The organism is Rhodococcus sp. JCM 9793, from assembly GCF_055380405.1.
Window position 1 is genome coordinate 3643526 of sequence record NZ_AP043721.1, and the last position, 26300, is coordinate 3669825.

The 26300-nt window shown below is 66.8% G+C and carries 23 protein-coding genes; 10 read left to right on the forward strand and 13 right to left on the reverse strand.

What is annotated here, in order from left to right; translation table 11 throughout:
- Positions 1-87: 87 nt before the first annotated feature.
- A complete protein-coding gene (locus tag ACZ46K_RS18855) occupies positions 88-1581 on the forward strand; it encodes a glycosyltransferase family 39 protein (protein ID WP_464744097.1) in 1494 nt (497 codons plus the stop codon).
- A 23-nt stretch (positions 1582-1604) separates the two neighbouring features.
- On the opposite strand, the gene ACZ46K_RS18860 is transcribed toward ACZ46K_RS18855, so the two are convergent.
- From ACZ46K_RS18860 to ACZ46K_RS18875, 4 genes are all read right to left on the reverse strand, one after another.
- Positions 1605-2759, reverse strand: coding sequence for a site-specific integrase (locus ACZ46K_RS18860; protein ID WP_464744099.1), 1155 nt, complete (start codon positions 2757-2759; stop codon positions 1605-1607).
- Between the two features lie 8 nt (positions 2760-2767).
- The gene (pepN, locus tag ACZ46K_RS18865; protein ID WP_464744101.1) at positions 2768-5263 is read right to left on the reverse strand and encodes an aminopeptidase N; all 2496 of its coding nucleotides are present in this window, start codon (positions 5261-5263) and stop codon (positions 2768-2770) included.
- 91 nt (positions 5264-5354) lie between these two features.
- On the reverse strand, positions 5355-5804 hold the full coding sequence (locus ACZ46K_RS18870; RefSeq protein ID WP_054806828.1) for an NUDIX hydrolase: 450 nt from the start codon (positions 5802-5804) through the stop codon (positions 5355-5357).
- Positions 5805-5845: 41 nt separating this feature from the next.
- Positions 5846-6694, reverse strand: coding sequence for an SDR family oxidoreductase (locus ACZ46K_RS18875; RefSeq protein ID WP_464744103.1), 849 nt, complete (start codon positions 6692-6694; stop codon positions 5846-5848).
- Positions 6695-6839: 145 nt separating this feature from the next.
- Between ACZ46K_RS18875 and ACZ46K_RS18880 the strand changes: the two genes are divergently transcribed.
- Both ACZ46K_RS18880 and ACZ46K_RS18885 read left to right on the forward strand, forming a co-directional pair.
- On the forward strand, positions 6840-7214 hold the full coding sequence (locus ACZ46K_RS18880; RefSeq protein WP_464744104.1) for a winged helix-turn-helix transcriptional regulator: 375 nt from the start codon (positions 6840-6842) through the stop codon (positions 7212-7214).
- A gap of 53 nt (positions 7215-7267) precedes the next feature.
- Positions 7268-7453 (forward strand): type 1 glutamine amidotransferase family protein, encoded by a 186-nt coding sequence (locus ACZ46K_RS18885; RefSeq protein WP_054806827.1) that lies wholly within the window; start codon positions 7268-7270, stop codon positions 7451-7453.
- 58 nt (positions 7454-7511) lie between these two features.
- Here the strand turns inward: ACZ46K_RS18885 and rph are convergent, their stop codons facing one another.
- Positions 7512-10127: a rifamycin-inactivating phosphotransferase gene (gene rph, locus ACZ46K_RS18890; protein WP_464744106.1), complete on the reverse strand. Its 2616-nt coding sequence runs from the start codon at positions 10125-10127 to the stop codon at positions 7512-7514.
- 225 nt (positions 10128-10352) lie between these two features.
- On the opposite strand from rph, the gene ACZ46K_RS18895 reads away from it, so the two are divergent.
- Both ACZ46K_RS18895 and ACZ46K_RS18900 read left to right on the forward strand, forming a co-directional pair.
- The gene (locus ACZ46K_RS18895) at positions 10353-10505 is read left to right on the forward strand and encodes a CopG family transcriptional regulator (RefSeq protein ID WP_464744108.1); all 153 of its coding nucleotides are present in this window, start codon (positions 10353-10355) and stop codon (positions 10503-10505) included.
- A gap of 69 nt (positions 10506-10574) precedes the next feature.
- Positions 10575-10772, forward strand: coding sequence for a hypothetical protein (locus ACZ46K_RS18900; RefSeq protein ID WP_464744110.1), 198 nt, complete (start codon positions 10575-10577; stop codon positions 10770-10772).
- A 9-nt stretch (positions 10773-10781) separates the two neighbouring features.
- Here the strand turns inward: ACZ46K_RS18900 and ACZ46K_RS18905 are convergent, their stop codons facing one another.
- Both ACZ46K_RS18905 and ACZ46K_RS18910 read right to left on the reverse strand, forming a co-directional pair.
- The gene (locus ACZ46K_RS18905) at positions 10782-11759 is read right to left on the reverse strand and encodes an alpha/beta hydrolase fold domain-containing protein (protein ID WP_464744112.1); all 978 of its coding nucleotides are present in this window, start codon (positions 11757-11759) and stop codon (positions 10782-10784) included.
- Between the two features lie 43 nt (positions 11760-11802).
- A complete protein-coding gene (locus ACZ46K_RS18910; protein WP_464744114.1) occupies positions 11803-12258 on the reverse strand; it encodes a cupin domain-containing protein in 456 nt (151 codons plus the stop codon).
- A gap of 178 nt (positions 12259-12436) precedes the next feature.
- Here ACZ46K_RS18910 and ACZ46K_RS18915 point away from each other — a divergent pair, with 178 nt between their 5' ends.
- The 4 genes from ACZ46K_RS18915 to ACZ46K_RS18930 are packed head-to-tail and all read left to right on the forward strand — an operon-like array spanning position 12437 to position 20727.
- Entirely contained in the window at positions 12437-13897 is a 1461-nt protein-coding gene (locus ACZ46K_RS18915) for a TIGR02677 family protein (RefSeq protein WP_464749395.1), read from the forward strand.
- Complete coding sequence (locus ACZ46K_RS18920; RefSeq protein ID WP_464744116.1) at positions 13894-15342, forward strand: TIGR02678 family protein; 1449 nt, start codon at positions 13894-13896, stop codon at positions 15340-15342. Before ACZ46K_RS18915 ends, ACZ46K_RS18920 begins: the two co-directional genes overlap by 4 nt.
- Positions 15339-19505 (forward strand): TIGR02680 family protein, encoded by a 4167-nt coding sequence (locus ACZ46K_RS18925; RefSeq protein WP_464744118.1) that lies wholly within the window; start codon positions 15339-15341, stop codon positions 19503-19505. Before ACZ46K_RS18920 ends, ACZ46K_RS18925 begins: the two co-directional genes overlap by 4 nt.
- A 25-nt stretch (positions 19506-19530) precedes the next feature.
- The gene (locus ACZ46K_RS18930; protein ID WP_464744120.1) at positions 19531-20727 is read left to right on the forward strand and encodes a DUF2399 domain-containing protein; all 1197 of its coding nucleotides are present in this window, start codon (positions 19531-19533) and stop codon (positions 20725-20727) included.
- 34 nt (positions 20728-20761) lie between these two features.
- Here the strand turns inward: ACZ46K_RS18930 and lexA are convergent, their stop codons facing one another.
- The 3 genes from lexA to ACZ46K_RS18945 form a co-directional block, all read right to left on the reverse strand.
- Entirely contained in the window at positions 20762-21400 is a 639-nt protein-coding gene (lexA, locus tag ACZ46K_RS18935; protein ID WP_464749397.1) for a transcriptional repressor LexA, read from the reverse strand.
- A gap of 355 nt (positions 21401-21755) precedes the next feature.
- On the reverse strand, positions 21756-22439 hold the full coding sequence (locus ACZ46K_RS18940) for a hypothetical protein (protein ID WP_464744122.1): 684 nt from the start codon (positions 22437-22439) through the stop codon (positions 21756-21758).
- Between the two features lie 101 nt (positions 22440-22540).
- Positions 22541-22900 carry a hypothetical protein gene (locus tag ACZ46K_RS18945; protein ID WP_464744124.1) on the reverse strand — a complete coding sequence of 120 codons (360 nt, stop codon included), beginning with the start codon at positions 22898-22900 and terminating at the stop codon, positions 22541-22543.
- Positions 22901-22968: 68 nt separating this feature from the next.
- Between ACZ46K_RS18945 and ACZ46K_RS18950 the strand changes: the two genes are divergently transcribed.
- Positions 22969-24006 (forward strand): hypothetical protein, encoded by a 1038-nt coding sequence (locus ACZ46K_RS18950; protein WP_054806898.1) that lies wholly within the window; start codon positions 22969-22971, stop codon positions 24004-24006.
- Between the two features lie 227 nt (positions 24007-24233).
- Here the strand turns inward: ACZ46K_RS18950 and ACZ46K_RS18955 are convergent, their stop codons facing one another.
- From ACZ46K_RS18955 to ACZ46K_RS18965, 3 genes are all read right to left on the reverse strand, one after another.
- Positions 24234-24908 carry a hypothetical protein gene (locus tag ACZ46K_RS18955; RefSeq protein WP_054806901.1) on the reverse strand — a complete coding sequence of 225 codons (675 nt, stop codon included), beginning with the start codon at positions 24906-24908 and terminating at the stop codon, positions 24234-24236.
- 85 nt (positions 24909-24993) lie between these two features.
- Positions 24994-25374: a hypothetical protein gene (locus ACZ46K_RS18960; RefSeq protein ID WP_464744126.1), complete on the reverse strand. Its 381-nt coding sequence runs from the start codon at positions 25372-25374 to the stop codon at positions 24994-24996.
- A gap of 564 nt (positions 25375-25938) precedes the next feature.
- Positions 25939-26142 carry a zinc finger domain-containing protein gene (locus ACZ46K_RS18965; protein ID WP_464744128.1) on the reverse strand — a complete coding sequence of 68 codons (204 nt, stop codon included), beginning with the start codon at positions 26140-26142 and terminating at the stop codon, positions 25939-25941.
- Between the last annotated feature and the right edge of the window lie 158 nt (positions 26143-26300).

Sequence of the window (26300 nt, forward strand, 5' to 3'; positions counted from 1 at the left end):
GTGGGCGACCGTGGTAGGTCGGCCGCGCGGGGCGGTGCGGCCGCAGACGAATCGCACGGATCGACCGGTTTCGGGAGTTGAGTGCCCATGGCGTGGGCCCGAACATCACAACAGGAGATGGCCGCCGCTACGCCCCTCCATAATGGAAAGGCCCATCAGTTCGCAGGTCGCGTCGTGTGGCCGATCGCGGCGGTTGTCGCGGTCGCGCATCTGGCGGCAGCTGTCGCGGGAAGTGACGGCTACTGGTTCGACGAGGTGTACATGCTCGCGATCGGCCGCGATCACCTGGACTGGGGATCTGCCGATCAGCCGCCGGTCGCGCCGTTGCCGGCGTGGGTGTCGGATGTCGTTGCGCCGGGTTCGATCCTGATTCTGAGACTTGTGCCCATCGTGGCGACGGTCGCGGCGGTGGTCGTGGCGGCACTGATCGCACGCGAACTCGGCGGAGATCTGCGAGCACAGGGCATTACGGCTGCGGCACAGGCAACGTCGATTTCGGCGGCGTTGTTCGGGCATTGGCTCACGCCGTACACCCTCGAGCCGGTGCAGTGGCTGCTTCTGTTGTGGTTGCTTGTGCAGTGGGTGCGAGTCCGCGACGACCGGTTGCTCCTGGCCCTCGGCGTCGTGGCGGGGATCGCCGCGGAGACGAAGTTCCAGGTCATGTTGTTGTGCGCGGCGCTGGTGCTTGCCGTGCTGGTGTGCGGGCCGCGTGAAGTGTTGCGTCGACCGATGTTCTGGGCCGGTGTGGGTATCGGGGCGGTACTCGCGGCGCCGACATTGATCTGGCAGGCCGCTCACGGGTGGCCGCAACTGTTGATGTCGGAGATCGTTGCCGAGGAAGCCGAGACGCTGTATGGCGGGCGGGTCTCGGTGACGGTCCAGATGCTGCTGTGGGCCGGGGTGGTGGGCACGGTGCTGGTTCTGGCCGGGTTGTGGTGGCTGCTCCGCGATCCGCAATTCCGGCGCTACCGGTTTCTCGCGGTGACCTTCCTGGCCTTGTTGATCGTCTTCACTGTCACTGCGGGGCGGCCGTACTATCTGGCCGGGTTCCATGGAGCGCTGATCGCGGTCTGTGCGGTGGGATTGCAGCGGCGACGTGAACGGGGTCTGCACCGGTGGACCTGGACGGTGTGGCCGGCGTTCGCGATCGGTGCGCTGGTTGCCGGGGTAATGCTGGTGGCATCGGTCGGATTCTCCAACGACGATGGAGGTGAACAGATCGCGCAGCGCACCTCCGAGGCCTATCAGGACTTGTCGCCGGACGAACGGGATCGCACGGCGGTGATCGGCGAGTCGTATATCGTGGCCGCCTACCTCGACGGATATTCGACGACAGTCGATCTGCCGCCGGCCTACAGCCCGAATCGTGCGTACGGATACTTCCCGCTACCCGACGAGTCACGGATCGATGTGCTGTTCGCCGGGACCGACCCGTCGACGCTCGCTCCCTTCTTCACCGAGGTCACGCAGCTACGCGGACCGGTGAGCGACGAGATCGACACCGCCGTGTGGTTGTTGTCGGGCCGCACCGTGCCGTGGCACGAGATCTGGCCGCAGGTACAGACTTTGCGGGTGGGCTGATCTCCGGGTTCGGTGGCGCCGCCTCAAAGTCCGAGGCGGGTGACGGCGTTCGCGACGAGGCCCGCGTGCTGGCGGCTGTAGAGCGCGACCATGCGTTCGTCGGCGTGCCCGGTCTGGGTCATGATCGTCTGGGTGGTGGCGCCGCCGCGGACGGCCTGGGTGACGAAACCGGCGCGCAGGCTGTGCCCGCCGAGGGTCGCGACGAGTTCGTCGCTGAATCCGGCGCGGCGGGCGCGGCGTTGGATCATCGAGTGCACGGATTGCCCGGACAGTGCTCCCGCGCCGAGCGACCCGGTGCGGTGCACCGGCCGGAACAGTGCGCGGTTCGCTCCACCCTTCACTCCGGGGCCGAGTCCCCTGCAGCAGTGTTGCATCGGCCCTTCGTCTTCGTCGTCGAGCAGGTCCGCTACGGCAGGTCTGCCTCCGGCGTCCCAGGTGTCGAGGACCTCACGCCAGCGCCGATACGCGCACACCGGGCAGGTGTGCGGGTCGTGTCCGTGCGGGAGGGTGACGGTGCGGCCGCGCGCATCGCGGTCGGTCTTGGACTGGCGCACCGTGACGTAGAGGCCGTCGGCACGGTGAGGAACGACGTCGGCGACGGTCAGGGCGGTCAGTTCGGAGCGGCGCAGCGCCCCGGCGAGTCCCATGAGCAGCAGGGCGGCGTCGCGGCGCTCGGCGGCGCGGTCGGCCCAGCCGGCGGTCGCGGCGTCGGCGCGCATGTGGGTGAGGATCGTGCGGATGTCGTCGGTGAGCAGCGGGGTGCGGCGGGCGGGCGGAGTGGCGCGGTCGCGGCGGATTCCGCGGAGGAGTTCGCGGACCGACTCGTGGTGCCCGGGTTTCGGGTATCCGGCCAGGGAGTGCATCTTGTTGATCGTCGAGACCCAGCGGGACAGCGTCGATGGTGCATACGCGTAGCGGCCGTCGGCGCGGACCTCGACCGACTTCTCGGTGACGAACCAGGAGATCTGGTCGGGTGTCGCGGGGAGTGGGCCGTGCCCGGTGCTCTGACACCAGCGGGTATAGGTGTCCCAGTCGTTCAGTTGCGCCGCGCGGGTGTTGTCGGAGGCGGCTTTCTCCCGCAACCTGCGCATGGCGTCGGTGATGGTGTCGGGGGGCTGCGGACCGTGAGGGACGAGGCCGGCTGAGGTGACGATGTCGGGAACGTGTTCGGTGCTCATGGGATCGGTCAGGCCTCGTTGACATGTTGGACGCGCAGGTCACGGGCGAGGTGATCGCGTTGTTCGACGACGAGGCGCCGCAGTGCACCAGGGGCGTCCGTGTTCGCCGCGAGCCACGCGTCGACCTGGTCGAGGGTGTCGGTCGGGGGGAACAGTCCGAGGACGATGCGGCGGGCGATCTCGATGCTGCGGTCGGACCAGGTGTCGCGCAGGACGGCGAAGTAGTCGCTGTCGTACGGGGTTGTCAGGTCACGGCGCGCACCGGCGCGGAATCCGCCGATGGTGGCATCGAGGTGGTCGTTGGTGAGGGTGTGATCGGCGCAGATGGTCGCCCATGCGTGGGCTTTGACCTCGGCGCGCGGGCGGGCGGTCATGGCGCGCAGGTGTGCGGTGCGGCCGGTGGCGGTGTCGTCGCGGTGCAGTTCGTCGTCGAGGTCGGGTTTGTCGGCGTATCCGGTCGCGGTCAGTGCCGTCCACCAGGTCCAGCGCAGGTCTGCGTCGAGTGCGAGTCCGGATGGTGCAGGTGCGGTGCCGTCGAGGAGTGCGCGAAGGTCGGTGGCGCGATGGGCGTCCATGGCCGCGGCGGCGCCGACGGCGCGGGCGAAGGCCAGTTGGGCGCCGCTTCCGGGTTCGGCGCTGTCGAGTCCGTGCCACACTGCGTCGAGCCACATCGCGCGCGCGTTGGGGCGGGCCGCTGCGGGAAGGTAGTGCTCGATGGCGGCGGGTGCGTTGCCGAGTACCGCGGTGAGCAGCGCGAGGTTCGATTCGTTGGTCGAGAAGCGCCTCGCCATTGCGATGTAGCGGGTGGCGGCGAGTTCGCCGTCGCGGGTGGCGTTCCACAGTGCCGACCAGATCAGGCCGCGTGCGAGGGGGTCACGGACGCGGTCGAGTGAGGATTCGACGGTGGTCAGCGAGCGTTCGTCGAGGCGGATCTTGGCGTAGGTGAGGTCGTTGTCGTTGAGCAGGATCAGGGGCGCATCGGGTAGTTCGATGCCGGTGTGGGCGTCGGCGATGTCGATCTCGACGTGGTAGGTGCGGACGAGGTCGCCGGTGGGGTCGTGGTCGTAGCAACCGACGGCGAGACGGTGGGGTCGCGGGTCGGTCTGCACGATGTCGTAGCGGCCGTGCCCGGTGGGTTCGAGGATCAAGGTGGAGACACCGGAGGTCTGCAGCCACGCGCGCGCCCAGCCGGTGAGGTCGCGGCCGGAGGTGGCGGACAGTTCGGTGAGCAGGTCGTCGAGGGTGGTGTTGCCGTAGGCGTGGGCCTGGAAGTAGCGGCGGGATCCTTCGAAGAAGGCATCGCGGCCGACGTAGGCGACGAGTTGTTTGAGGACGCTGGCGCCCTTGGCGTAGGTGATGCCGTCGAAGTTGAGTTTGGCGGCTTCGAGATCGACGATGTCGGCGACGATCGGGTGGGTGGTGGGAAGTTGGTCCTGCAGGTACGCCCAGGCTTTGCGGCGGTTGGCGAACGCGACCCAGGCGTCGGTGTATTGCGTGGCTTCGGCACTGACGAGCGACCCCATGTAGTCGGCGAAGGATTCCTTGAGCCACAGGTCGTCCCACCATTTCATGGTGACGAGGTCGCCGAACCACATGTGCGCCATCTCGTGCAGGATCGTGTTGGCGCGGCCCTGGTATTGGGCTTCGGTGGCGGCGCCGCGGAAGACGTATGCCTCGGTGAAGGTGACGCAGCCGGGATTCTCCATCGCGCCGAGGTTGTATTCGGGGACGAAGACCTGATCGTATTTGCCGAACGGGTACGGATAGTCGAAGTGTTCGGCGTAGAAGTCGAGGCCCTCCGTGGTGACCTGGAGGATCTCGTCGGCGTCGAGGTGTTCGGCGAGCGAGGCACGGCACAGCACCCGCAGCGGCACGGTGAGCTCTCCCCTGCTCCACGATGAGTCGACGCGATGGTAGGGCCCGGCGACGATGGCGGTGATGTAGGTGGAGATCGGCAGGGTCGGGGCGAACGTCACGGTCTGGTTGTCGCCGCCGCGCCGGCGGTGATCGACAGCTTGGTTGGAGATCACCTGCCAATGCGCTGGTGCGGTGACGACGAACGTGTAGGCGCCTTTGAGGTCGGGTTGTTCGAAGCAGGCGAACACGCGGCGGGCGTCGGCCGGTTCGTACTGGGTGTAGAGATAGGTTTCGCCGTCGACAGGGTCGAGGAAGCGATGCAGGCCCTCCCCTGATCTGCTGTAGCGACCGGTGGCGACGATGGTGACGACGTTGATTTCGCGGAGTCCGCGGATTGCGATCCGTGCGCCGTCGTAGATGACGGGGGTCAGGTCGCCGTTGACGGTCACGGATTCGACCGAGTCGCCGAGGAAATCGAGCCAGGTCTCCGGTGTGGAGGCGGTGAACTCGATGGTGGTCACGGTGGGGAAGCCGGTGCGGTCCTGGTCTACGGCGCCTCGTAGGTCGAGTTCGACGTGGTAGGAGTGCACGTCGAGAGCGCGGGCGCGCGCGGTAGTTTCGGCTCGGGACAGGTTCGCGGAACTCACGGCTTCGATCCTGCCATTGCTGCGACGGTTTCTGGTCCGCTCCGGTGGGCGTGCGTGTGTCGGTGCGAATTCCGGGGGATCGGATCGTGTGTCAGCGCGCGGGCGTGGCCCACCCGGGATCGATGTGGCCGAGAAGCCGATCCTGATGGTCGGCGAGTGGTTCGCGCAGCGGTAGTGGCACGAATCGGCATGCGAACTGCAGTCCGGTGTCGGTTCCGTCACCACGGACGGTGTGAAGCCAGGCGTCTGCGGTGTCCGCGGGTACGCGGAGGTGGAGGACGTACGTGTGGCGTGGTTGCCCGGTGATCGGGTGCGGTCGGTGATCGATGCCGACCGCACCGACCACAGAGCAGGTGTCGAGTCCGGTTTCTTCGGTGACCTCACGGAGCGCGGCTTCGTGTGGGTCCTCCCCCGGTTCGAGGCCCCCGGCCGGGATCTGAGTGCCCGCGTCGGGAATACCGACGTGGTCGAACACGAGCAGTTCGGGGCCGATGCGGTGGCGGATCACATAGGCGGCGACGCGTCTCCGGGGTGTGGACATCGACCCAGTATTCAGGTGTGCTCGTCCAGATGCGCTGTGTGTCAGGCGCCGAGGACGTCGGCCGGCGGGGTGGAAGGGTGGCCGGTGAGTCGGCGCAGATCGTCGCGATCGGTATCGAGTACGCCTGCAGCGATTCCTGCATCGGAGTCGGCGAGGATCCGAGCGAACGGCGCCGGTACTCCTGCACCCTCGAGCATGGTGGCGTATTCCGCCTGCGGCAGGTCCTTGTAGGTGACCTCGGTGCCGACGATGCGGGAGAGGACGTCGGCGATGTCGGCGTAGGTGAGGTGCTGGTCGCCGCCGAGTTCGTAGGTGGCGCCGTCGTGGCCGTCGGTGGTCAGGACGACGGCAGCTGCATCGGCGAAGTCCTTGCGTGCGGCTCCGGCGACGCGCCCGGTGCCGGCCGCTCCGAACAGTGCGCCGGTGGCCTTGGCGGTGTCGACGGCCGACTCGTAATTCTCCCAGTACCAGCCGTTGCGCAGCAGCGTGTGGGCGATTCCGGACTCAGCGAGCAGTTCTTCGGTGGCCTTGTGCTCGGCGGCGAGCGCCAACGGGGTGGTGTCGGCGGCGAGGACGGAGGTGTAGGCGATGGATCCGACTCCGGCGGCCTTGGCTGCCTCGATGATGTTGGTGTGCTGCTGCAGGCGCTGGCCGACCTCGCTACCGGAGATGAGGAGCAGCTTGTCGACACCGGCGAGGGCCTCGCGGAGTGCATCGGGATCGGCGTAGTCGGCGGCGCGAACCTGGACACCGGCGGCGGCGAGGTCAGCGGCCTTGGCGGTGTCACGGACGACCGCGACGATGGTGCCGGGGTCGACACCGCGTTCCTGCAGTGCGGCAATGGTCAGACGACCGAGGTGTCCGGTAGCTCCGGTGACGGCGATGGTCATGTGTGTGTCTCCTGGTGTTGGGCCCGCTTGCCGAGGCGCGCGAACTCTCGAGCTTCAACTTCCCCACCAGTTATACGCTTACTTTTTGATAGTGCAATATTTTCCTCAGCGCTTCTTCACGGTTCGCGAGGTAAAATGGACAGCCATGAGCACCGCCGACCTTCCCGAAGCCAATGTCTTCGCGCGCAACTGTGCGTCCCGGCCCGTGCTTCAGAACATCACCGGACGCTGGGGTGCCCTGGTGCTCGCAGCACTGTCCGAAAAGACCCATCGCTTCTCCGAACTGCGCCGCCATGTCGACGGCATCAGCGAACGGATGCTCTCTCAGACCCTGCAGACCCTCGAGCGCGACGGCCTCGTGCATCGAGAGGTCCTCACGACCATCCCCCCGCATGTCGAGTACTCGCTCACCGAACTGGGACACCGGATCGTGACTCCGCTGCTCACACTCCTGTTCCTCGTGGAGGACAGCGTGCCCGAGATCATCGCGGCGCAGATCGAGCACGATCGCACCCACTGAGCGTTCACACCTCGGCCGACCGCGAATCTCCCCCACGCCGTTATGGTCTGGGGGTGGCATCGATCCGTTACGGCATCCTCCTGTTCGACGACGTCGAGGTTCTCGATGCGTTCGGCCCGTTCGAGGTGTTCTCCGTCGCCTCACGCCTGAGCCCCGCCGACGTCGCCGGAGCCGTCCTCGTGTCCGCCCAATCACGACAGATGGACTACGACTGGCAGAAGGTTCACACCGTCGACTGAACCTCCCTGCCGGACACGAGCATCTGCGCCCTTGCCGTGTCATGCCATCTCATACGTGTCATGTCTCGTCCGACAGGATCTCGACGTACCCGTCCGTTCCGTTCACCCGGATTCGTTGCCCGTCTCGGATCACCCGGGTGGCATCCGGTACCGCGACGACGGCAGGCAGACCGTACTCCCTCGCAATCACCGCACCGTGGGTCATCAGTCCGCCCACCTCTGTGACCAGGCCGGCGATCGCGACGAACAGCGGCGTCCAGCTCGGATCGGTGTAGGCGGTCACCAGGATGTCGCCCGTTTCCAGGTCGGCCTGCGCGATGTCGGCGACCACGCGGGCGCGGCCTTCGACGATCCCCGTGGATACTGCCAGGCCGGGTAGCGCGCCGGTCGGAAGGTCTTCTCGGCGATACACGCCGGTGACGATCTCGCCGTCCGAGGTGAGCACGCGAGGTGGTGTGAGCGCTTGGAACGATCGGAACTCCTCCTCGCGTGCGCGGAGGAGTTCGGCGGAGACATGTTGCGTGCGCACGACCTCGCGGAGTTCGTCGAACCGCAGGTAGAAGATGTCGTCTGCTCGTCGAAGCACCCCTGCCCGGACGAGGCGTTCGGCTTCGCCGAGGAGTGCCTGTTTGTAGACGAAGTAGCGGGAGACCATTCCGTACTTCGGATATTCGCGATACCCCGCGAAGGTGCGGACGCGGTCGATCATCGCTTTGATCTCGCCCGCCTTACGGACCCCGTCCGGCAGAGCGCGAAGCCGCTCGAGTACCTCGTCTTCCTTTTGCTGCGCCGCGCGCAGGCCGTCATCGAAACGTCGGCGGGCGGCGCCCGGTTCGAAGTTCGCGATGTTGCTGAGGAGGGTCGGGACGAGCGCGGTGGGGTGTTCGCGCCATCGAGGCCTGGTGATGTCGATCTCGCCGACACAGCGCATCCCGTACTTGTCGAGGTACGAGGCGATGGCGTCGCGGGCTTCTCCTCCGCCGGGCACCGTGGCCAGCGCCTCGAGGAAGTGCGCATCGTCGATCCCGGTGTCCTCGACACGGTGGAGGAATGCGACGACCTCGGGATGAGGTCTGATCACGTCGGCGACGTCGAGCAGCTTGAGACCCATCTCAGAGGTGATGTTGTGGGGAACGGATTGCGTCAGGGCGTCGATGGCGTTCTTCTCCCCCAACCACTCGTCGAGGTGGTCGCGGAGCCAGGTTGCGCCATCCAACGAAGCCATGATCGCCTGATAACTTTTCGGTGCGAACAGGATCCGGCGTAGTTCGTGGATGTCTGCATCGACGAAGTCGAGGAGCGCAAGCCCTGTTCGGGTTTGGATCTCGCGGGCCAACTCTGCGGTGGAGGCCTCGCTGTCTGCGATCAGTTCGGTGACGAGTGCATCGTCGGTCGCGATGGGGGCGGGCGGGGCACCGGCAGCAGGTGTTCGGTCGGAGTGTGCATCCGGGAGGGTCCGAACGAAGCCGCGTTCGACGATGGTGCGTAGTGCGTCGCCGATGAGCGGTTCGGAGCTGCCGAGCGCCGCCACCAGGCCTGCGCTCGCCGTGGGCGATGCCAATCTCTCGGTGACGTCGACGAACAGCCGGCCTCCTGCGTCACGCATGGGTGCCGTGCTCGTCATCTGCCATACGGACAACCCCAGCGGTTTCATGGCGTCGGTCATCATCTGCTGATGACCGACCGACACGTACACGCGGTTGGCGTCGTCGGCGGCTTCGGGGATCGGGAACACTGTGGTGATGGGCCGGCTCTGGACGATCCGGAACTCGTCGTCGACGAGACACCATTCGATGTCCTGGGGACTTCCGAAGTGGGCTTCGATGGCGCGGCCGAGCTGCGCGAGACGCACTGCCTGCTCATCGGTCAGCGCAGGCAGGGTCTGCTGCTGCGGTCCGAGGGTTCGGATTCTCGTTCCCCCTGTCGGTTCCGCCTCGACGACGAGTTCCTTTCTTGCCACCACCCTGTCTACGACGTCACTGTCGCGCACCTTGTAGATGTCCGCGTTGACCAGGCCCGATACGAGCGCTTCGCCGAATCCGAATCCGGCGTCGATGGAGACCACAGTGCGATTTGCGGTGACGGGGTCGGCAGTGAACAGGATCCCGGAGACCTGCGGAAACGCCATGCGCTGCACGATGACCGCTATGCGGATCGTGCGGTTGTCGAATCCGTTCCGCAGCCGGTAGGTGACAGCACGGTCGGTGAACAACGACGCCCAACACCGGCTGACGTGCCGGAGGATCTCGTCTGCTCCGAGGACGTTGAGGTAGGTGTCCTGCTGACCGGCGAAGGAGGCGTTCGGGAGGTCCTCTGCGGTTGCGCTCGAGCGGACTGCGTACGCGCCGCGACCGCCGAGGCCGGCGTGTGCGCCGACGATCGCCGCCGCCACCTCGTCGGGGACCGTGCACTCTTCGATCGCGCGTCGGATCTCGGCGCTCGCGCTGCTGATCTGCTCGCAGTCGTTGTCGTCCAGTCCTGCGAGCCGGTCGATCAGCGCGTCGATCCGGGGGGCGTCGGCGAGGACCCGACGGAAGGCCTCCGTCGTCACGCAGAAGCCCTCCGGCACCTGTGTGCCGGCGATACGCGACAGTTCGCCGAGGTTTGCGCCTTTACCTCCGACCCGTGCGATATCTGTGCGGTCGATCTCGTCGAAGCCCAGGACGTAACCCATTCGCTGCTCCTCACCTGTGGGTCGGCATGTGAGTGGCGAGTATGGACCAATTTTCGGGGTCTCATGAGCGGCACCGATCGTGTATAACGTGAAAGGGGGACATGGAAGTCACGGGCGGTCGGCTCGATCCGGACAGTCCTCATCACTGAGCGCCGTAGCTGCCCGATCTGACGGTATGCGTCCGACATTTCGATACACCAACCGTCACTTCCGGCACCAACCGCTTTGGCGAACGCCGAGGGGATCAGCAAGCAGGAAGCCGTTATTCGAGCAGTCACGGAGAAGGCAGCGCGCCTCGAGAAGGGCCACGAGGTGCGGCAGTCCGCGCGCGAGGCAATCGCGCGGTACGGGTCGTTGCTCGACCGTCTCGCCCAGTGACGCGATACCTCACCGTCGAAGATCTACTCGCCCTCTGCCAGGAACTGGACGGGCTGTAAGCTCCAATCATTGGTTCGCAATCATGCATTCATCGACGGCAACAAGCGTTTGTGCTGGGTGGCCACGTACGTCTTCTACGACATGAACGACCATCGGCTCGCCGCACCAGAAGATCCTGCGTACGACTTGGTGATCACAGCATCGACCGGCGCGGTCGACATCGAGTTCATCGCGACCACCCTGGCCGGCCGGGCCCGGCCGATCTGAACAATGAGATCACCGCTGCGCGGGTCGTCGTGCCCGAAGTTGGTCGACGATGATGCTGCGGGCGGCTCTCCCCTCGGGGGTGGGGGTGAGCGGGTAGACGTGCAGAAGCCCGTCGCCGGGGTGATAGTCGACGTCGACGCCTGCGGTCGTCGCCTTCTCGACGACCAGGCGCGTGTCGGGGTAGATGATGTCGCGGGTGCCGATGAACACGGTGAGCGGTCCGAGGCCGTGCAGGTCGGCGGCGAGGGGGCTGACCCACGGGTGGTCGAGGGCGAGGTCGCGGCGCCAGTGGTCGATGAACACGCGGGTGCCCTCGCGGGCGAGCCACGGATCGGTGGGTTGGACGAGGTCGATCTCCGGGTTGGACAGAGACAGGTCGAGCGCCGCCGAGATGAGCACCGTGCGTGGCAGTGTCAGCGCGTGCTCGTCGCGCAGGGCGATTGCGGCCGAGAGCGCGATCTGCCCGCCGGCGGAGTCACCGGCCAGGCATACTGTGCCGTACCTGTCGTGGTTGGCCCGGACGAGTTCGGCGATCGCCGGGACGACCTGCCCTGCGGTACCGAACGGCACCAGTGGGTAGATCGGCACCGTGACGGTCGTCTGTGCCTCCGAGGCGATCTGCGCCGCGAGATGCCAGTGCTGCGAGACGATTTCGTTGACCCATCCGCCGCCGTGGACGTAGACGGTGTTGCCGTGGGGTTCTCTCGCGGCGGGGACGATCGTGTAGATCGGCCACTGCCCGCTCCGGTCGATGGTCACTGTCACGTCGCGGCGCAAACGGGCAGGCGGCCCGTAGGGTCGCGGTCGGAGCGAGACGTCCTTCAGATGGTCGCGCGCGGTGGCCGGGTCGAGGTAGTTGCGGTTTCGGCGCATCGCTTTGATGACCGTGGGCAGTAGACGGCTCGGCACGCTCGGCAACGTGTCCTCCTGTAGTCGAGGGTGGAGCCGGGCGGCGCGATCGGATCCCTTCCCGGCGTCGATGCCCACTCTAGATCCATGGGGCAGGCCGCGGACGCCGTCGACGGCCGGTTCAGATCGTGGCGCACGCGGGCGCAGGCACATCCTCGAACAGCGGCGCCCCGATCGGCGTGAGATACACGACGTCGAGTATCACCGGCACCGTCCCGACATTGCGGCCGACATGCACGTGGTCGGCCCCCGCGGGTTCGTCGATCACATCGCCCGCGTCGTAGATCACCGGCACGCAATCCGCTCCGGGATGGGTGAGCGTGCCCGCCCGGACGATGCCGAGCACGGGCCCGTCGTGGTAGTGCCAACCTGTCGTTCCGCCCGGATCGATGGTGATCTCCCGAGCCACCGCGTGCACCCCGTCGGGCACGAACGGTAGAAGGTTCGGTGGAACCTCGATGTCCACCCACGTCACGCCCGAGATTCCCTCGCTGGGGGTGGCATGGGCCCACCCGGGCACCGCAACGGACCCGGCGATCACGATCGCCGCAAGCACACCACGCATGGGTCGTCTCATGGCCTCCGACGTTACCGCCCGCGCAACCTGCACAGGGGCCGAACGCGTGCGCCGGTCGCCGACACGGACCGTGGGTGATGCAGGCGCGAGGCCGTGGTCCGCCTACCCTGTCACAGTGAACGAAACAGGTCGATCCCACGTCGGAGCGGTCGAGGACCCGCTGGTGCGGGACGACCGGCTGCGGTTGTTCTCGTTCGCGACCGCCGAGAAACGCACTCACTACCTGTGGGTTCTGCGCGCGTTCGACCACGCCCGCGGCAACTACACGGTGCTGCTGCACGCCGGGGACGTCGAGACCGTTTTGAACCGCATCGCCGCTGACGGTTCCGGCGACGTGCCCGAGGCATCCGACCTTCCGGCGTTGCTCGAGCAACTCCACGCGTGGGGTGTGCTCGAACGCAGCTACGACGGCACCCGCGCCGCGACCCTCGCCGAGTACCGCAACCGCCACTACGTCTACCAGTTCGGGCAGGCAGGCTACCGGGCGTTCCGCGCGGTCGAGGATGTGCTCTCGGCGCGCGGGGAGGATGTGTCCCTGTCGCGGTTGGCCCTGGCCGATCTGCTCGCTGATCTCACCGAACTCGCCGACGCGAACGCCGCCGGGGATGGTGAACTCGTCTACCGCAAACTGCGCCGGCTCGACGCCACGCTGTCGGACATGGCCGAACGGGCTGCCCGGTTCTACCTGGTGCTCGGCGAACTGGTGCGCACCACCGAGATCACTCCGGAGGTGTTCCTCGATCAGAAGGACGCGCTGCTCACCCACATGCGCGAGTTCAGTTCCGATCTTGCCCGCTACGCTCCGAAGCTCACCGCGGCGCTCGACCGTGTGCATGCCACCGGCGCCGACACCTTGCCCGCGCTCGCAGCGCAGCACGACGAGCGGGTGCTGCTCTCGTTCGAGGAACGTGAGGCCGACTGGCGGATGCGCTGGCGCGGCGTCGAGCACTGGTTCGTCGGTGTGGGGTCGGCGCCGAGTGAATCGGAACGCCTGCGCGGCGCCACGATCAATGCCATCTCGGCGGTGCTGTCGCTGCTGCGACGTCTGACCGAGCAACGGCGCGGCGGAGTCAGCCGCGAATCGCAACTGCGGCACCTGGCCGGGTGGTTCGCGAACGCGCCCACCGAAGACGCCGCGCACGCCCTGTTCGGGGCCGTGTTCGACCTCGGCCGGCCCCGGCACTTCTCGATACCGCATCCCGACGCGGACGTCATTCCCGTCACCCGGTCGTGGTGGGAGGCGCCGCCGGTGGAGATCTCCCGCACGCTCGCCGAGACCGGGCGCCGCCCCGCCGCGGGTGCTCCCGGGCGGATCCAGCGCAACGATGCCGGGGTGCGCAGGCTGCGCGAAAAGCAACTCGAGACGCAACGGCGCCGCTCGCAGGCCGCGAAATCGCTCGCGGCCGGTGGGGTGCGGCAGAGGGAACTCTCGGAGCCGGAGGCCGAGGTGTTGTTGAGTCTGCTGGATGCGGCGTTGTCGGCGCGGGTGCCGGTCAGTGGGCGTGTGCGACCGGATGAGGGGTCTTCCGGGACGCAGAACGGGGTGAAACTCACGTTGCGGCCGAGTGAGGAGTCGATGGTGGTGCGCACCGCGCGGGGCAGTCTGTATTTGGATCATCTGTCGGTGGAGGTGCAGTGAAGGCGCGCTCGATTGCGTCGGTCGATCTCGATTCGTATCAACGTGCGGCACGATTGATCCTGACGCATCATCTGGTGACGACGACGTTCCCGGATCGGTCGGCGTTGTCGTCGCTGCGCCGGTGGGCGACGGAGTTGCGTGAGGATCTGCTCGCCACGTTCGGGTATCGGCTCGAGGTCACGGAGACCACGGCACGGTTGTTCACGGTCGCCGATCGGCTGGATCCGGGGGCGGGGACGAGTACGGCGACGGATCGGCCGTTCGATCGTCGTCGGTATGCGTATCTGGCGTTGGCGATCGCGGCGTTGGGGCGCGGTGGCGGTCAGATCACGTTGTCGGAGTTGGCCGATCATGTGGCGTCGGACGCGAGCCGGGTGGAGGGCGTCGATCTCGACACCGCGCGCGCCGCGGACCGGGATGCGTTCGTCGATGCGGTGGCGTGGTTGACGACGCGGGGTGCGCTGACGCTCGCCGATGGTGATGCGGGTGGTTGGGCGAGCGATCCGGGGCATGGGGAAGCGCTCTACGACATCGATCGTGCGGTGGTGGCCGCGGTGTTCCGTCCCCCGCGAGCGTTGCAGCATCTGACGTCGGTGCGGGCACTGCTCGGTTCGTCGGTGCCGCACAGTGATACGGGTGAGGTGCGGCGGCGGGTGCGCCGCGCGCTGGTGCAGAAGCCGGTGGTCTACGCCGAGGATTTGTCGGACGACGAGGCGTTGCAGTTGGCGTTGCCGCGCACCACCGATGAGGTGGAGTTGTTGACAGGTCTGGTGTGTGAGCGGCGCGCCGAAGGGGTGGCGCTGGTCGACACGTCGGGCCGGTTGTCGGATGTGCGGTTCCCGAACACGGGGACGGTCGCGCAGGTGGCGTTGCTGCTGGCCGGGGAGATCTGCGATCGGGTGTCGGATCCGGATGCTCCGCCTCCGGAGCGGATGCCGCTGCCCGCGGACGGACATGATGCGCTGGCGGCGGCGATCGATGGTGCGATTCCGCGGTCGGGGTTGTTCACGCCGTTGGCGTCGGCGATGCCGGGTGAGCTCGTCGATCGATTCGAGGGCGCGTCCGAGCGTCCGGTGGCAACGCATCCGCTGATCGAGGATTCCTGGGTTGCGGGCACGATCGGGCGGCTCGTCGACACCTATGGGCGGACGTTCGCCGCGCAGTGGCAGGCGGATCCGGCGGGGCTTGCGCAAGCGGCGTCGGAGCGGCTCGAGCAGATGCGGTTGGTGGTGCGGGCGCCCGGCGGGCTTCTGGCGTTGCCTGCGCTGGCGCGGTTCCGCGGTGTGACGGTCAGTGTGCGCAAGCGCGATCCGGAGATCGATCTGTTTGCCGATTCGTCTCCGCCGGACGGTCCACCGGCCGGTGAAACCGAGTTCAGCGATCTCGGTCCTTCCAGTAACTCAGCGTCCACTGTTCCCGACTCGATCGACACGGAGATCTCATGAGCAGCGCCCGTTTCCGCCCGACGCGTGCCGGGATCATCAATCTGTGGGATTACCGCGATCAGGAGTTCTCGTTCGCGGATGGTCGTCTGGTGTTGCGCGGACCGAACGGCTCCGGGAAGACGAAAGCTCTGGAGGTGTTGTTCCCGTTCGTGTTGGACGGGCGCATCGAGCCGCGTCGGCTCAACCCGTTCGCCGGTGAGGAGCGCACCATGCGCTCGAATCTGCTGTACCAGGGGCAGGAGAGCGCGCATTCATATGTGTGGATGGAGTTCAGCCGCGGGCAGCGCGACGATCCGGAAGCGGTCACCGTCGGGATCGGGATGCGCGCGACCAAGGGCAACGACAAGGTCACCCGCTGGCATTTCGTGGTGGACGGCCGGGTCGGTGTCGACTTCTCTCTGCTGGACGACGAGGATCGTCCGCTGACGAAGAAGCAGCTGATCGAACAGGTCGGTGCCGAGGCGATCACCGAGCGTCCGATCGAATACCGGGCGGCGATCGATGCGCGGATGTTCGGTCTCGGTGCGCAACGGTACGACCAGTTGATCAATCTGATCCTGACGCTGCGGCGCCCCCAGCTCGCGAAGAATCTCGATCCGAAGGGCCTGTCGCAGGCCCTGACCGACGGGTTGCGGCCACTCGACGACGAGCTGGTCGTCGAGGCGGCTCGGTCGTTCTCCGACATGGAGGAGGTGGCCCGCACGCTGGAGTCTCTCGCGGCCGCCGATGATGCGGCGCAGCGGTTCGTCACCGTGTATTCGAAATATGTGCGGCAGCAGGCCCGGGTGGCAGTGGAGCAAGTGTCCGGGCGGCTCGAGGCCGTCGACGCCGCGGTGCTCGCGTTGCGGCAGGCCGCCACCACCCAGCGGGTCTCCACGGCCGCGCGCACCGAGTCGGAGGAGCGCCTCGCCGGGGCCGAGCGGGAGCACGAACAGGCCCGCACCACGCTCGATGCGTTGCAGCGGTCGAGCGCGTACGAGGGTAAGCAGCAGCTCGACGATCTCGCGTCGGTGGTGGCGAATCTGGAACGCACCACCTCCGCGCAGACCGACAACGCGGCACGGGCGCAGGCTACGGTGGCCGACCGGATCAGCGAGCAGACCCGGGCCGAGGAAACCTTGACGGCCGCGACGTCGACTCGGCGACGCACCGAAGATGCAATGCGGGCCGGGGCCGAGGATGCGTCGATCGCGTGGTCGGGTGTGGAGCACATCGACCGGACCGAGCAGCTGGTCGCGGCGATCGAGGCGAATGCCGAGGAGCGCGACGCCGATGTGCGGGCCGTGCGCAGCGCATTGTCGAAGGTCGAGGGGGCGGCCGCGGCGCGCGCGCGAGCGGAGTCGGCGGCGACGCGCAGCCGCAGTCAGCGCGACACGGCGCTGGCGGCAGTGGAGGCCGCGGAGACCGTCGTCGAACTGGCGCGCAACGAGGCAGCGAACGAATTGCGTCACTGGTGGGCCGAACACACGAACGCTTTTGCTGCCGTCGGGTTGTCGACGCCGGTGTTCGAGGCGCTCGATGCGGCGTTCGGTGCGGTCGGTGAGGACGACGCGACGGCGCCGGCTGGGGCGCTGGCCGAGCACACCGGCCCCGTCATCGAGGAGATCCGGTTCCGGCGGCGAGCCATGGGTTCGGAGATCGACGCGCTCGGGGTGCGGATCGGTGAGCTCGAGCAGGAACGTGCCGCGGTGGCGGCAGAGCGGGACGACGCTCCCCCACCGTTCCCCGCGCGCTGCGGGTCGCGGGACGGCTGGGACGGTGCACCGTTGTGGCAGCTCGTGCGTTTCCGGGACGATGTGTCCGCGGACGAGGCTGCGGGTGTCGAGGCTGCGTTGCAGGCGGCGAATCTGCTCGACGGGTGGCTCGTCGGAGGCACCGGTGAGGTGCCGGAGCTCGTGTCGGAGCAGGTGCTGGTGGCGTTGCCGCCCGAGCAGCGCCCTGCCGGCCGGACCTTGTCCGATGTTCTTGTGCCCGAATCGGATACGTCGGTGCCCGAGTCGCGGGTCGCGGAGGTGCTGGCGTCGATCGCGTTGACGACCGAACCGGAGCCGGGCACCCGTGTCGCGGTGGATGTGCGCGGCGGATACCGGCAGGGTGTGCAGCTCGGCCGGCATGTGAAGGATCATGCGGAGTTCATCGGGGCGACGGCGCGGGCGCGGCGACGGCAGCGACGCATCGCCGAACTCGAGGCGACCATCGCCGGCTCTCGCGCCGAGGTGCAGACCCTGCGCGAGGAGGAGCACTCGCTCGGCGATCGGCTCTCCGCCCTCGACCGTGCGGTGAAGGCACTCCCCCGTGCCGGCACGGTGCTCGCGGCGCTACGGAAGGTCACCGAGTGTGCGGGTGCGTTGCGTACCGCACAGGAATCGGCGGCCGCGGCCGATCGGGATCTCGATCAGGCGATCGCCGATGCCTCGGTCAAGGAACAGCAATTGCGTGCGGCCGCGGCGCGGCACCGCACCCCGATCACCGCCGCCGAGCTGGACAGCCTCGACGCCGCGATTCGGTATTTCCGGACGCAGGGTCAGGCGCTGCTGCGGGCGCTGCGTGATCAGGCGAACGCAGCCGAACGTCTGCGGGAGGCGCAGTCCCGGCACGACGAAGCGCGGGTCGCGGCGGACGAGGCCGCCGAACGGTCTCTCGAGGCCGCGGAGTCACTGACACATCAGCAGCAGCTGCTCGAGACGTTGCGGGAGTCGATCGGCGCGAGCGCCGAGCGCATCGATGCGCAACTCGAGGAGGCTCGGGCTCGAATCGAGTCGGCGAAGGCGGCCGAGCGCGCAGCCCGGAATGCGTTCCAGTCGGCGCTCGAGCAGATCGGCAAGGCCGAGGCGGCGCACACTGCGGCGGAGCAGACGTTGCGGTCGGCGCTGGTGGAATGTCACGTCGATGCCCGCAAGCTGGCGCCGTTCGCGCACCGCGACCTGATGACGTTGCTCGAAGTGCACAGCGAGCACGTGTGGCCGGCGAGTGAGGCAGCGTGGCTCGATGCCGATCAGGTGGTCTACCGGATCCGGCACGCGGCGGACACCGAGGGTGCCGTCGAGGTGCTGCCCGTCGAGGTGACCGGGCTGTTCCGCTCGCTGGAGGCGGCGACGGAGTCGGTGTCGGCGGGGGAATCGGCTCGCAAGTCGACGGGATCGGCATTGACATCGGCGCTGCAGGATTTCGATGCCGAGCTCGCGCGGGGACGCGACTATCGCCTGACCTGGGATGCTCCCGACGGAGTGACGGTGGTGCAGGTGCAGGACGAGCAGGGCTACAGCTCGGTCGGGCGGTTCGCGGCGCGCATCGCGCAGGCCCGGCAGGAGCAGGAGGCGTTGCTCACCGACTCCGAGCGTCGCATCCTCGAGGACGCACTGTTGACGGGGTTGTCGCAGCAGATCCACGAACGCACCGTCGACGCCCGCGATCTGATCGGGCGCATGGGTACCGAGATGCGGCAGCGGCACATGTCGTCGGGCACCACGATCGGGGTGCACTGGGTGCTCGCCGATCATCTCGACGAGCGGGCGCGGGCGGTGTGCAAGCTGCTCGATCGGGATGCGTCGGCGTTGTCGCCGGAGGATCTGGCGGGGATCCGGGCGCATTTCGCGTCGCGGATCCGCGCGGAGCGGGCGGCGCACCCGGAGCGGTCGTACCCGGAGATCCTCGCGTCGACGCTCGATTACCGGCGGTGGCGGGTGTTCTCGTTCAGTCTCATCGGTGCGGACGGCAGTGAGGACCGATTGACGCCGGCGCGGCATTCTGCGTTGTCCGGTGGTGAGCAGTCGGTGTCATTGCATCTGCCGTTGTTCGCCGCGGCGCACGTGATGCTCGATTCGGCCGATCCGCACGCGCCGCGGTTGCTGGCGCTCGACGAGGCGTTCGCCGGTGTCGACGACACCGGGCGCAGCGAATTGCTGGGCCTGTGTGTGCAATTCGATCTGGACCTGTTCATGACCGGTTTCGATCTGTGGATCACCTACGGCGGAGTGCCGGGGTGTGCGCACTACGACCTGTCGCATTCGGTAGCCGAGCACACGGTCGCGGCGACGCTGCTGGTGTGGTCCGGCGGTGAACTGCTGGCCGAGCATGACGGGTCGGATCTGGCGACGGCGTTGGGGTCACCGGGTACGCGGCGGGTGGTGGAGCCGGTCGATGGCACGTTCGAGTTCGCCTGACCGGCGCGGGATTCTAGGAGAGTTGATGAGCTGGTCCGGTAGCAACGAACTGCGTGCGGTGCTCGACAGGGCCCGTCGGCATGTCGTAAGCAACGGACTGCAGGTGACCGGGAAGATCACGGTGCCGGTCACCGCGGAAACCCCCGATCTGTATCGGTTGGCTCTCGCGATGCGCAGAGTCAAGGTAGACAGCACCTCGACCAAGGTGCCCATCTACGTGCAATCCCTCGACTCCTGGCTGCAACGCCCCCTCAACGGCGGTCGCTCGCTGCTCGAAGTGCTCGACGCAGAGTCACCACTCGTCGACCGACCCGCCGAGAGGTCTGCCAAGAACGACGCCGTGGACAGGGCGCGGGAACAGGTCCACACGGTCCTCGCTGCGCCTGAGCATCGGCAGTGGCTCGAGCTCATCGACGCCGCGCGGGTCACGGCACCCGATCTGCTGTCGGGAACGGTGTTCGATGCCGTTCGCATACTCGCCGTCCTCCCCGCCGAGGGAGAATCGCCGGTCGAGCTCTCCGAGCGTGTCCTCGGCGACACCAAGGCGCTGACCGACACGCCGGTGCGTCGATGGGTTCTACGCCTCCTCGCGGCAGCGGTGGGTGTCGACGAACCGTCCACCGGTGCCGAGCGCGCCGCGGTGTGGGAGCAATTCGGGGTGATCGACAGTGGGCTGGCCAGCCGCGTGCTGACACTCGGCGTGCGCCTCGAGGGACATCCCGCGGCCGCCACGATTTCCGGAGCGGCGGCGGACGCCGGCGTTCATCAGGTGTGGACGCTCGCTCAGTTGCGCGCATGGACAGCGACGTTGGCTGCGGGCGAGGTATACGTGTGCGAGAACCCGACTGTCGTCGAGGCGGCCGAACGTGAGCTCGGAGCCCGGTGCAGGCCGTTGCTGTGCACAGAGGGAGTGCCGTCCGAGGCAGTCCGTCAGTTGCTCCGTACAGCCCGCGGCGCCGTGCATTGGCGCGGTGATTTCGATTGGACCGGACTACGCACCACCGGTCGCGCATGTACCGAGTTCGGCGCACTGCCCTGGCTGATGGATGCGGCTAGGTATCGTGAGGCGCTCGACCGAGGCGACTCCGAGATGTTGAAGTCGACCGATACGCGAGCCGAGTCGCCGTGGGATCCCGAACTCGCGCAAGCACTGGAGACGTCGGGAAGGGCCGTGATGGAGGAGCGCTTGATCCCGGTACTGTTGGAGCATCTCCGTCGATAGTCGAGGTCGACATTCTCGTGGACTCGATACGTCGTCAGATCCGGCGCATGACCGAAACCACTTTGCCCAGGACGACCGCGTCGTCGCCGTTGATCTCGGCGTAGGCGGGGTTGCGTGGCTCGAGGACGACGTGACCGTTGCGGCGGCGCAGCACCTTCACCGTGGCCTCGCCGTCGATCATCGCGGCGACAATCTCGCCCGAATGAGCTTCGTCCTGGCGGCGCACCACGACAACATCGCCATCGCAGATCGCGGCGTCGATCATCGACTCACCGCGTACCCGCAGCGCGAACACCGTGCCGGACCCGACGAGCTCGCGCGGAAGCGTCAGCGTCTCGTCGACATACTCCTCGGCGAGGATCGGTGCACCGGCCGCGATGTCGCCGACCACCGGCACTGCCACATTGTTGTCGTTCGAACGGCCGTGCTCGGTGCCGGCGAGGAACGGGCGCACATCCAGTTGCCGAGCCATGGAGGTACCTCGCCGGAGAAAGCCCTTGTCCTCGAGGCTCTTCAGATGTTTGGACACCGACGATGTCGACCGTAGGCCCACCGTGTCCCCGATCTGACGGGTGCTGGGTGCGCATCCGTGTGACGCCACCCAATCCCGGATCGTTGCCAGAATCTGCTGCTGGCGGAGCGGCAATGTGGAGGCGTCGAGGCCGCCGAACATGTCGACATCGTCATAATCGGTCACCAAGGAATCGTAGGTGATCACCGCGGCGCGTCCGAGCGCGGTGGAACAGGATCGAGAGTTCCATGTCCTCACGAACCGGGGAATGACGGAATTTTCTTGCCGTCCTCATCCTGCACCCACTCGAAATAACCATCCGCCGACAACGGATGCTCGAACGCTGCCCGCGCATTGCGCGCACAGATCGACCGCATGGATCGGGGTTCCGGTAGTAGTCGCCGAAAACAACGGGTCTGGCGTAACCCCTGTGGCGTCGCTCCGCGAAACTGAGTGCCCGTCCGGGCTCAGAAGCGTTCCGGTCGAGGGTTGATGGTGTCGCTGTCCCACTGCACACTCATCTCCGTCGAAACCTCGAATGCTTCCAGCTCGGGGGATGCGAGGATCGCCTCGACACACTGCCTGGACCCACCCACAAGCTGGCCATCAGGTCGATATTCGTGGCCACGCACCATGCATGGTCCTGCGGCCACCAGAAGTTCGGGGAGAGTAAGTTGCGGAATCGGTTGTCGGCCGCGGTGATCGCATCGGCGATCAGGAACATTCCCATCCACCCGGCCAGCATGCGTCCGGCGTGTTCGCGGACATCGTCGAGGATGGTGTTGCCTTCCCATATCGCGAACCAGCACTGGTCCGCAGTGGCGGTGAAGGAGGTGAGCACGGCGATCAGGGCACGAGCCGTAGGGCCGTCCAGGTCTCCGGTCGCCGGGCCTTCGTCCCACAATCCCGGTTGCCCGTGGCCCCGGCGTGGCGCAGCAGCGATGAAGTCCCACTCCATCAACGGGTGCGCGATGCGTTCGTTCGCCTCCGCCACCGCATGCCAGGTGACCGGTTCGACCTCACCTGCTGCAGGACCGATCCGCCGATGAGCCGGGTGGAAGACACGTGCGTAGGCCTCGAACACCGGCGGCACCACATCGCCGACCAAGGTGCCGCAATGACCATCTGCGAATCGCGACAGACCTTCGTGCACCCATTCACCGGCTGATGCGCCCCGTTGGAAACTGTCCGCAGTCCACACGAACCGAAGCCTGCCACGATCGCACCGAGACCGCGCGAATCTCGTCCCGCATGTCGCGGTGCCGCGGGCCTACGCTCGGAACATCGAGGTAGGAGCGACAGCTACTGGCCGAACGTAAAGCGCAGATTTGCGTTGATGAGCTCGTTCACGCGCTTGCGCATCCGGATGATCATCTCGTCGTCGGGTATCGGGTCGTCGACCGTCAATATCCAGCACAAGGTGGTGCTGCTGCGCCGTGATCCGGAGAGCTCGAAACGGATCCGGGCATCGCGGCGCCACGGCCAGATCGAGGTCCACACCACCAGATCCGGCTCGACCGTCTCGACGATCACCGGGCGTTGTTCATCCTCGCGCAGGATCAGCCACGGACGCCTCGGATCACGGTCGGGGTCGGTTAGGGCCTGGTAGACAATGTGAGGCGGCGGTGGCTGAGTGCGCCGCCGACGCGCGATTTCCGGCATAGCGCACCCTAGCGTTTCCACCCCTCGAGGCCAGGTCCGCCCGGTGGTCATCACGGTAAATTCGTCGCATGGATACCGTCGAGCGAGTGCTGTCGTCACCGCGGGGCCGGCGGTTCGCCGCCTACCTGGGCTACACATGCAGCCTCGACGAGCGCGCGAGCAACTACCGCGAGCCATTTACACGCGCAGATGCACTCGACGTCCTGGCCGCTGTCGACGCGAAGGCCGTCACGCAGCTATCGGAGCTCGACATGCTCGAAGCGCTGGGCCGAGCAACGGATTTCGCGCGCTACTGGCAGCCCCCGGACGAGGAGGACCTCTGGTTCGCCGATCCGGCCCTCGTCGCCGCCCTGACCCCGATCGTCGATGCGGTGCTGGCCTCAGAGCATGCGCGGTGGTGGTCCGCGCCGATGGATCCGCTGTGCCAACGGGCAGTGCAGAAGCGCTACAACTTCACCGAAGAATGGTCCGATTCGTTCTGGGCGAACCAGGACGAGGACGCCGATCTATCTGCCTGGCGACGGCATGTCCTCGATGACGAGGGTCGGTTCCGCCGCTTTCTGGACGCCGAACCCGAGCGACAGATCAGCGGCGAGTGGTGGTCGACCCCGGTCCCGAGCAGAGTGCGGGTCACCAGCCGCGCACGGGAGAAGCTGGGTGCGGTGGAGTTGCTGCTCGCCGAGGACGACATCTCCGACGGTCTGCACGCTCGGGTGTGGCCGGTGCATGTCGACGCCTCGGCGCGGGTGTACGAAATCACCGGCCCCGATGCCTGGGCCCGACTCGTCGATGCGTATCCGCTGGCGGTGCCCGCCTCGCGTCGCTCCGACTGGTACGACACCACCGGCAAGCATCTGCAGTGGTATCTGCCGGACTGGGCGGCAGTAGCCGCCGACTACGACGCGGTGCATTTGACTGTGCTCGGCTACCTCACCACACCCGGTCTGGCGATCCCGTTGATCGCTCGCTCCGGTGCGAGTGTCCTGGCCGGATGGGATCCCGATGCCACCTTCTGGCTCGATCCGCGTCTGGTCCGAGCCGACGGTGGGTCTGTCGAATGGTGCCGCACACAGGACACGCCATGGGCGCCGACTTCAGGGGTGTGAACGATCGACCGACTCCGGGTTCGTTGTCCGTTTCGAGGGTTGCGGATACGTCCGGCCTCAATCCCCAGTAGAGACCGGGGAGTGCAATCGGTGTCCCTCCCGACGAAGTTACCGTCTGGATCCCACCGGATGCGATGACGCCGAGGGAGCAAACGTGCGATCACCTACGGTGCTGCGGTGATGCTGAACGCTGTGGTCGCCTGGACAAAGCATGTGCCGGACATGCTCTAGCGGTCTCGTACCTTCAGGACGGCTTTCGTGAAGAACTCGGTGAACTCCTGTTCGAATTCCTTGCCGTTCATGCCCAAAGCAGCAACCGTGTACTCGTCGACAGATGCGTAGCCGTACACGACCTCGCCGTTTGACCAGTCCGGATTATCTGGATCAGAGACCTCGTAGAGGATGACTGCGTTCTCGGTTGCGATCGCTGGAGGAAGGTCCAGTCGCGAGGTTGTGATGGTTCGCGAGTTCATCCTGTAGGTCGAACACGACCCTGTGTGCGCCTCTGCGACCCGCGCGATATCGAGTGGAACCTCACTTACCAGCGCGAGATAGGAACGCTCGTTGTCGAGGTATGCGGCCATCATCGACGTCGTATCGACGTCGCTCAAGGTCAGTCGGGCCTCGTCGGCGTAGCTCGACTGTTCACCACACTCCGCAGGTTCGTAAGCGACCTCGATCGGCAGCCCGACGTCACTGGGCGTGTCCAGCAGTAGGTTCAGCACCAACTGTTCTGGCTCGGTGAACCGAGCGGTCTGCGTTCCGGCGGGAAGGTCCTCGGACGTGAGAAGAAGGCTGTCGCGGGATACGGACTCTTTCGGCTCCTCACCGCTTTTCCCGCATGCTGTCAAAACCAGCAGCAGCCCAACAATTCCGGTCTTCTTCAGGAGCGCACGATACATTCCGGGAACGCTACCGGCAGTGAGCGGTTTCAGTACCTCGCGCATTCGGTGGCAAGCGTTTCCGGCACTGGGCCGTTCGTGGAACTCATCGCGAGCACAGCGCACCGATTTCGGCGATCACGTGATCAGAACTGCGCGCCACCCACACGGCGTGTCCGTCGCGGCACGTCGGCATCAGCATTCGTTGCTCGTCGATGGGCCACTGCACGAACGGCATCCCGCTGGCCAGCTGATCTTGCACCTCGCCGGCGATGAGCACGGTCAGCTCCTGCACCGATTGCTCGACGTGGGGACCCCCGAACCCGAGACTCTTCAGCGCCACCGTTCCCGTGGTTTTGTGCCGTGGCCGCGGCCCGGCTTCGAGCGTGAGGTGGCAGTAGCCAGTGTCGAGCAGCGACACCGTCCACAGGCAGTTGTGCATGTAGGTGTCGGGGCCGTGCCAGCGGCACTGCAGATCTCGCCCCACGGCGTAACACGCACCGACAATATTCGTGGGAGCGTCGTCCGGTGCATCTGATGGTTCGCTTTCGACTCGGCGAGTTCGGTGACGGTGTCGAGGAGTGCACCGGAGGGCGGTCGGCCGTCCCAGAACCGCGGATCCAACGACACGTCCAGCCGGGGCGTGCCCCAGATGCCGCTCACCCCCCGAATCCACCAAGTCGCTTATCGAGGGCGTGGTTTCTGCCGCCAGGCCGGTGTCGTCAGACTCTGGTTCCTCGCTCCATGCCTGGTCCTGCTTCCTGATCTGCTCGAACTCCCCGAACGGTGCAGGCCAAAGGTCCATCGCGTAGGACTCGACAGGCTCGGATACGTCCATGTCCCACTTCAGGACACGGAATCCGGAAACCGACACCGAATCGTGGAACGTGTATTTCGGACATTTAGGGCATTCTTCTGTCCTGGGTGTAGGTTCCGGCCGGACGTGTCAGTAGGGCGGCGCACTGACCTGTGGTTTTCCAAATGCATGTCAGTCAGGGATTCCCGCGATATTGTCGGAATCCTCAGAAGTTCCGCGGGGTGTCGTGCCGCTTCAGGTGCGGCACGCGCTGCCGGCGGGTGCGTCGCAGTTGGGGCAGCGGTGGCGTTCTACCGCGGCGGCGGCCTGATCCGACGTCAGTTCCATAGAGGAAAGCCTCTCGCACAACGCGGCGGTTTCGAGGGGACTTTTGCGAATGGCGGCCTGCGGTTTCGTGAGCGCTGCGGAGGCGCTCGCAGAACTCTCGCATCCGATCATTTGTGAGAACGGGTGCCGCGGCCCTGGCTACACTGGTTGATCTTGACGTCAGCCATCGGTGAAGTCGGACGCATCAGCGAGCGGGTCCGGCGCGCCTGGAGGTCAAGTCCCTGGATGTATCTAGCGAACGCACTCCCGCACCGCATAGCGCGCGGTTC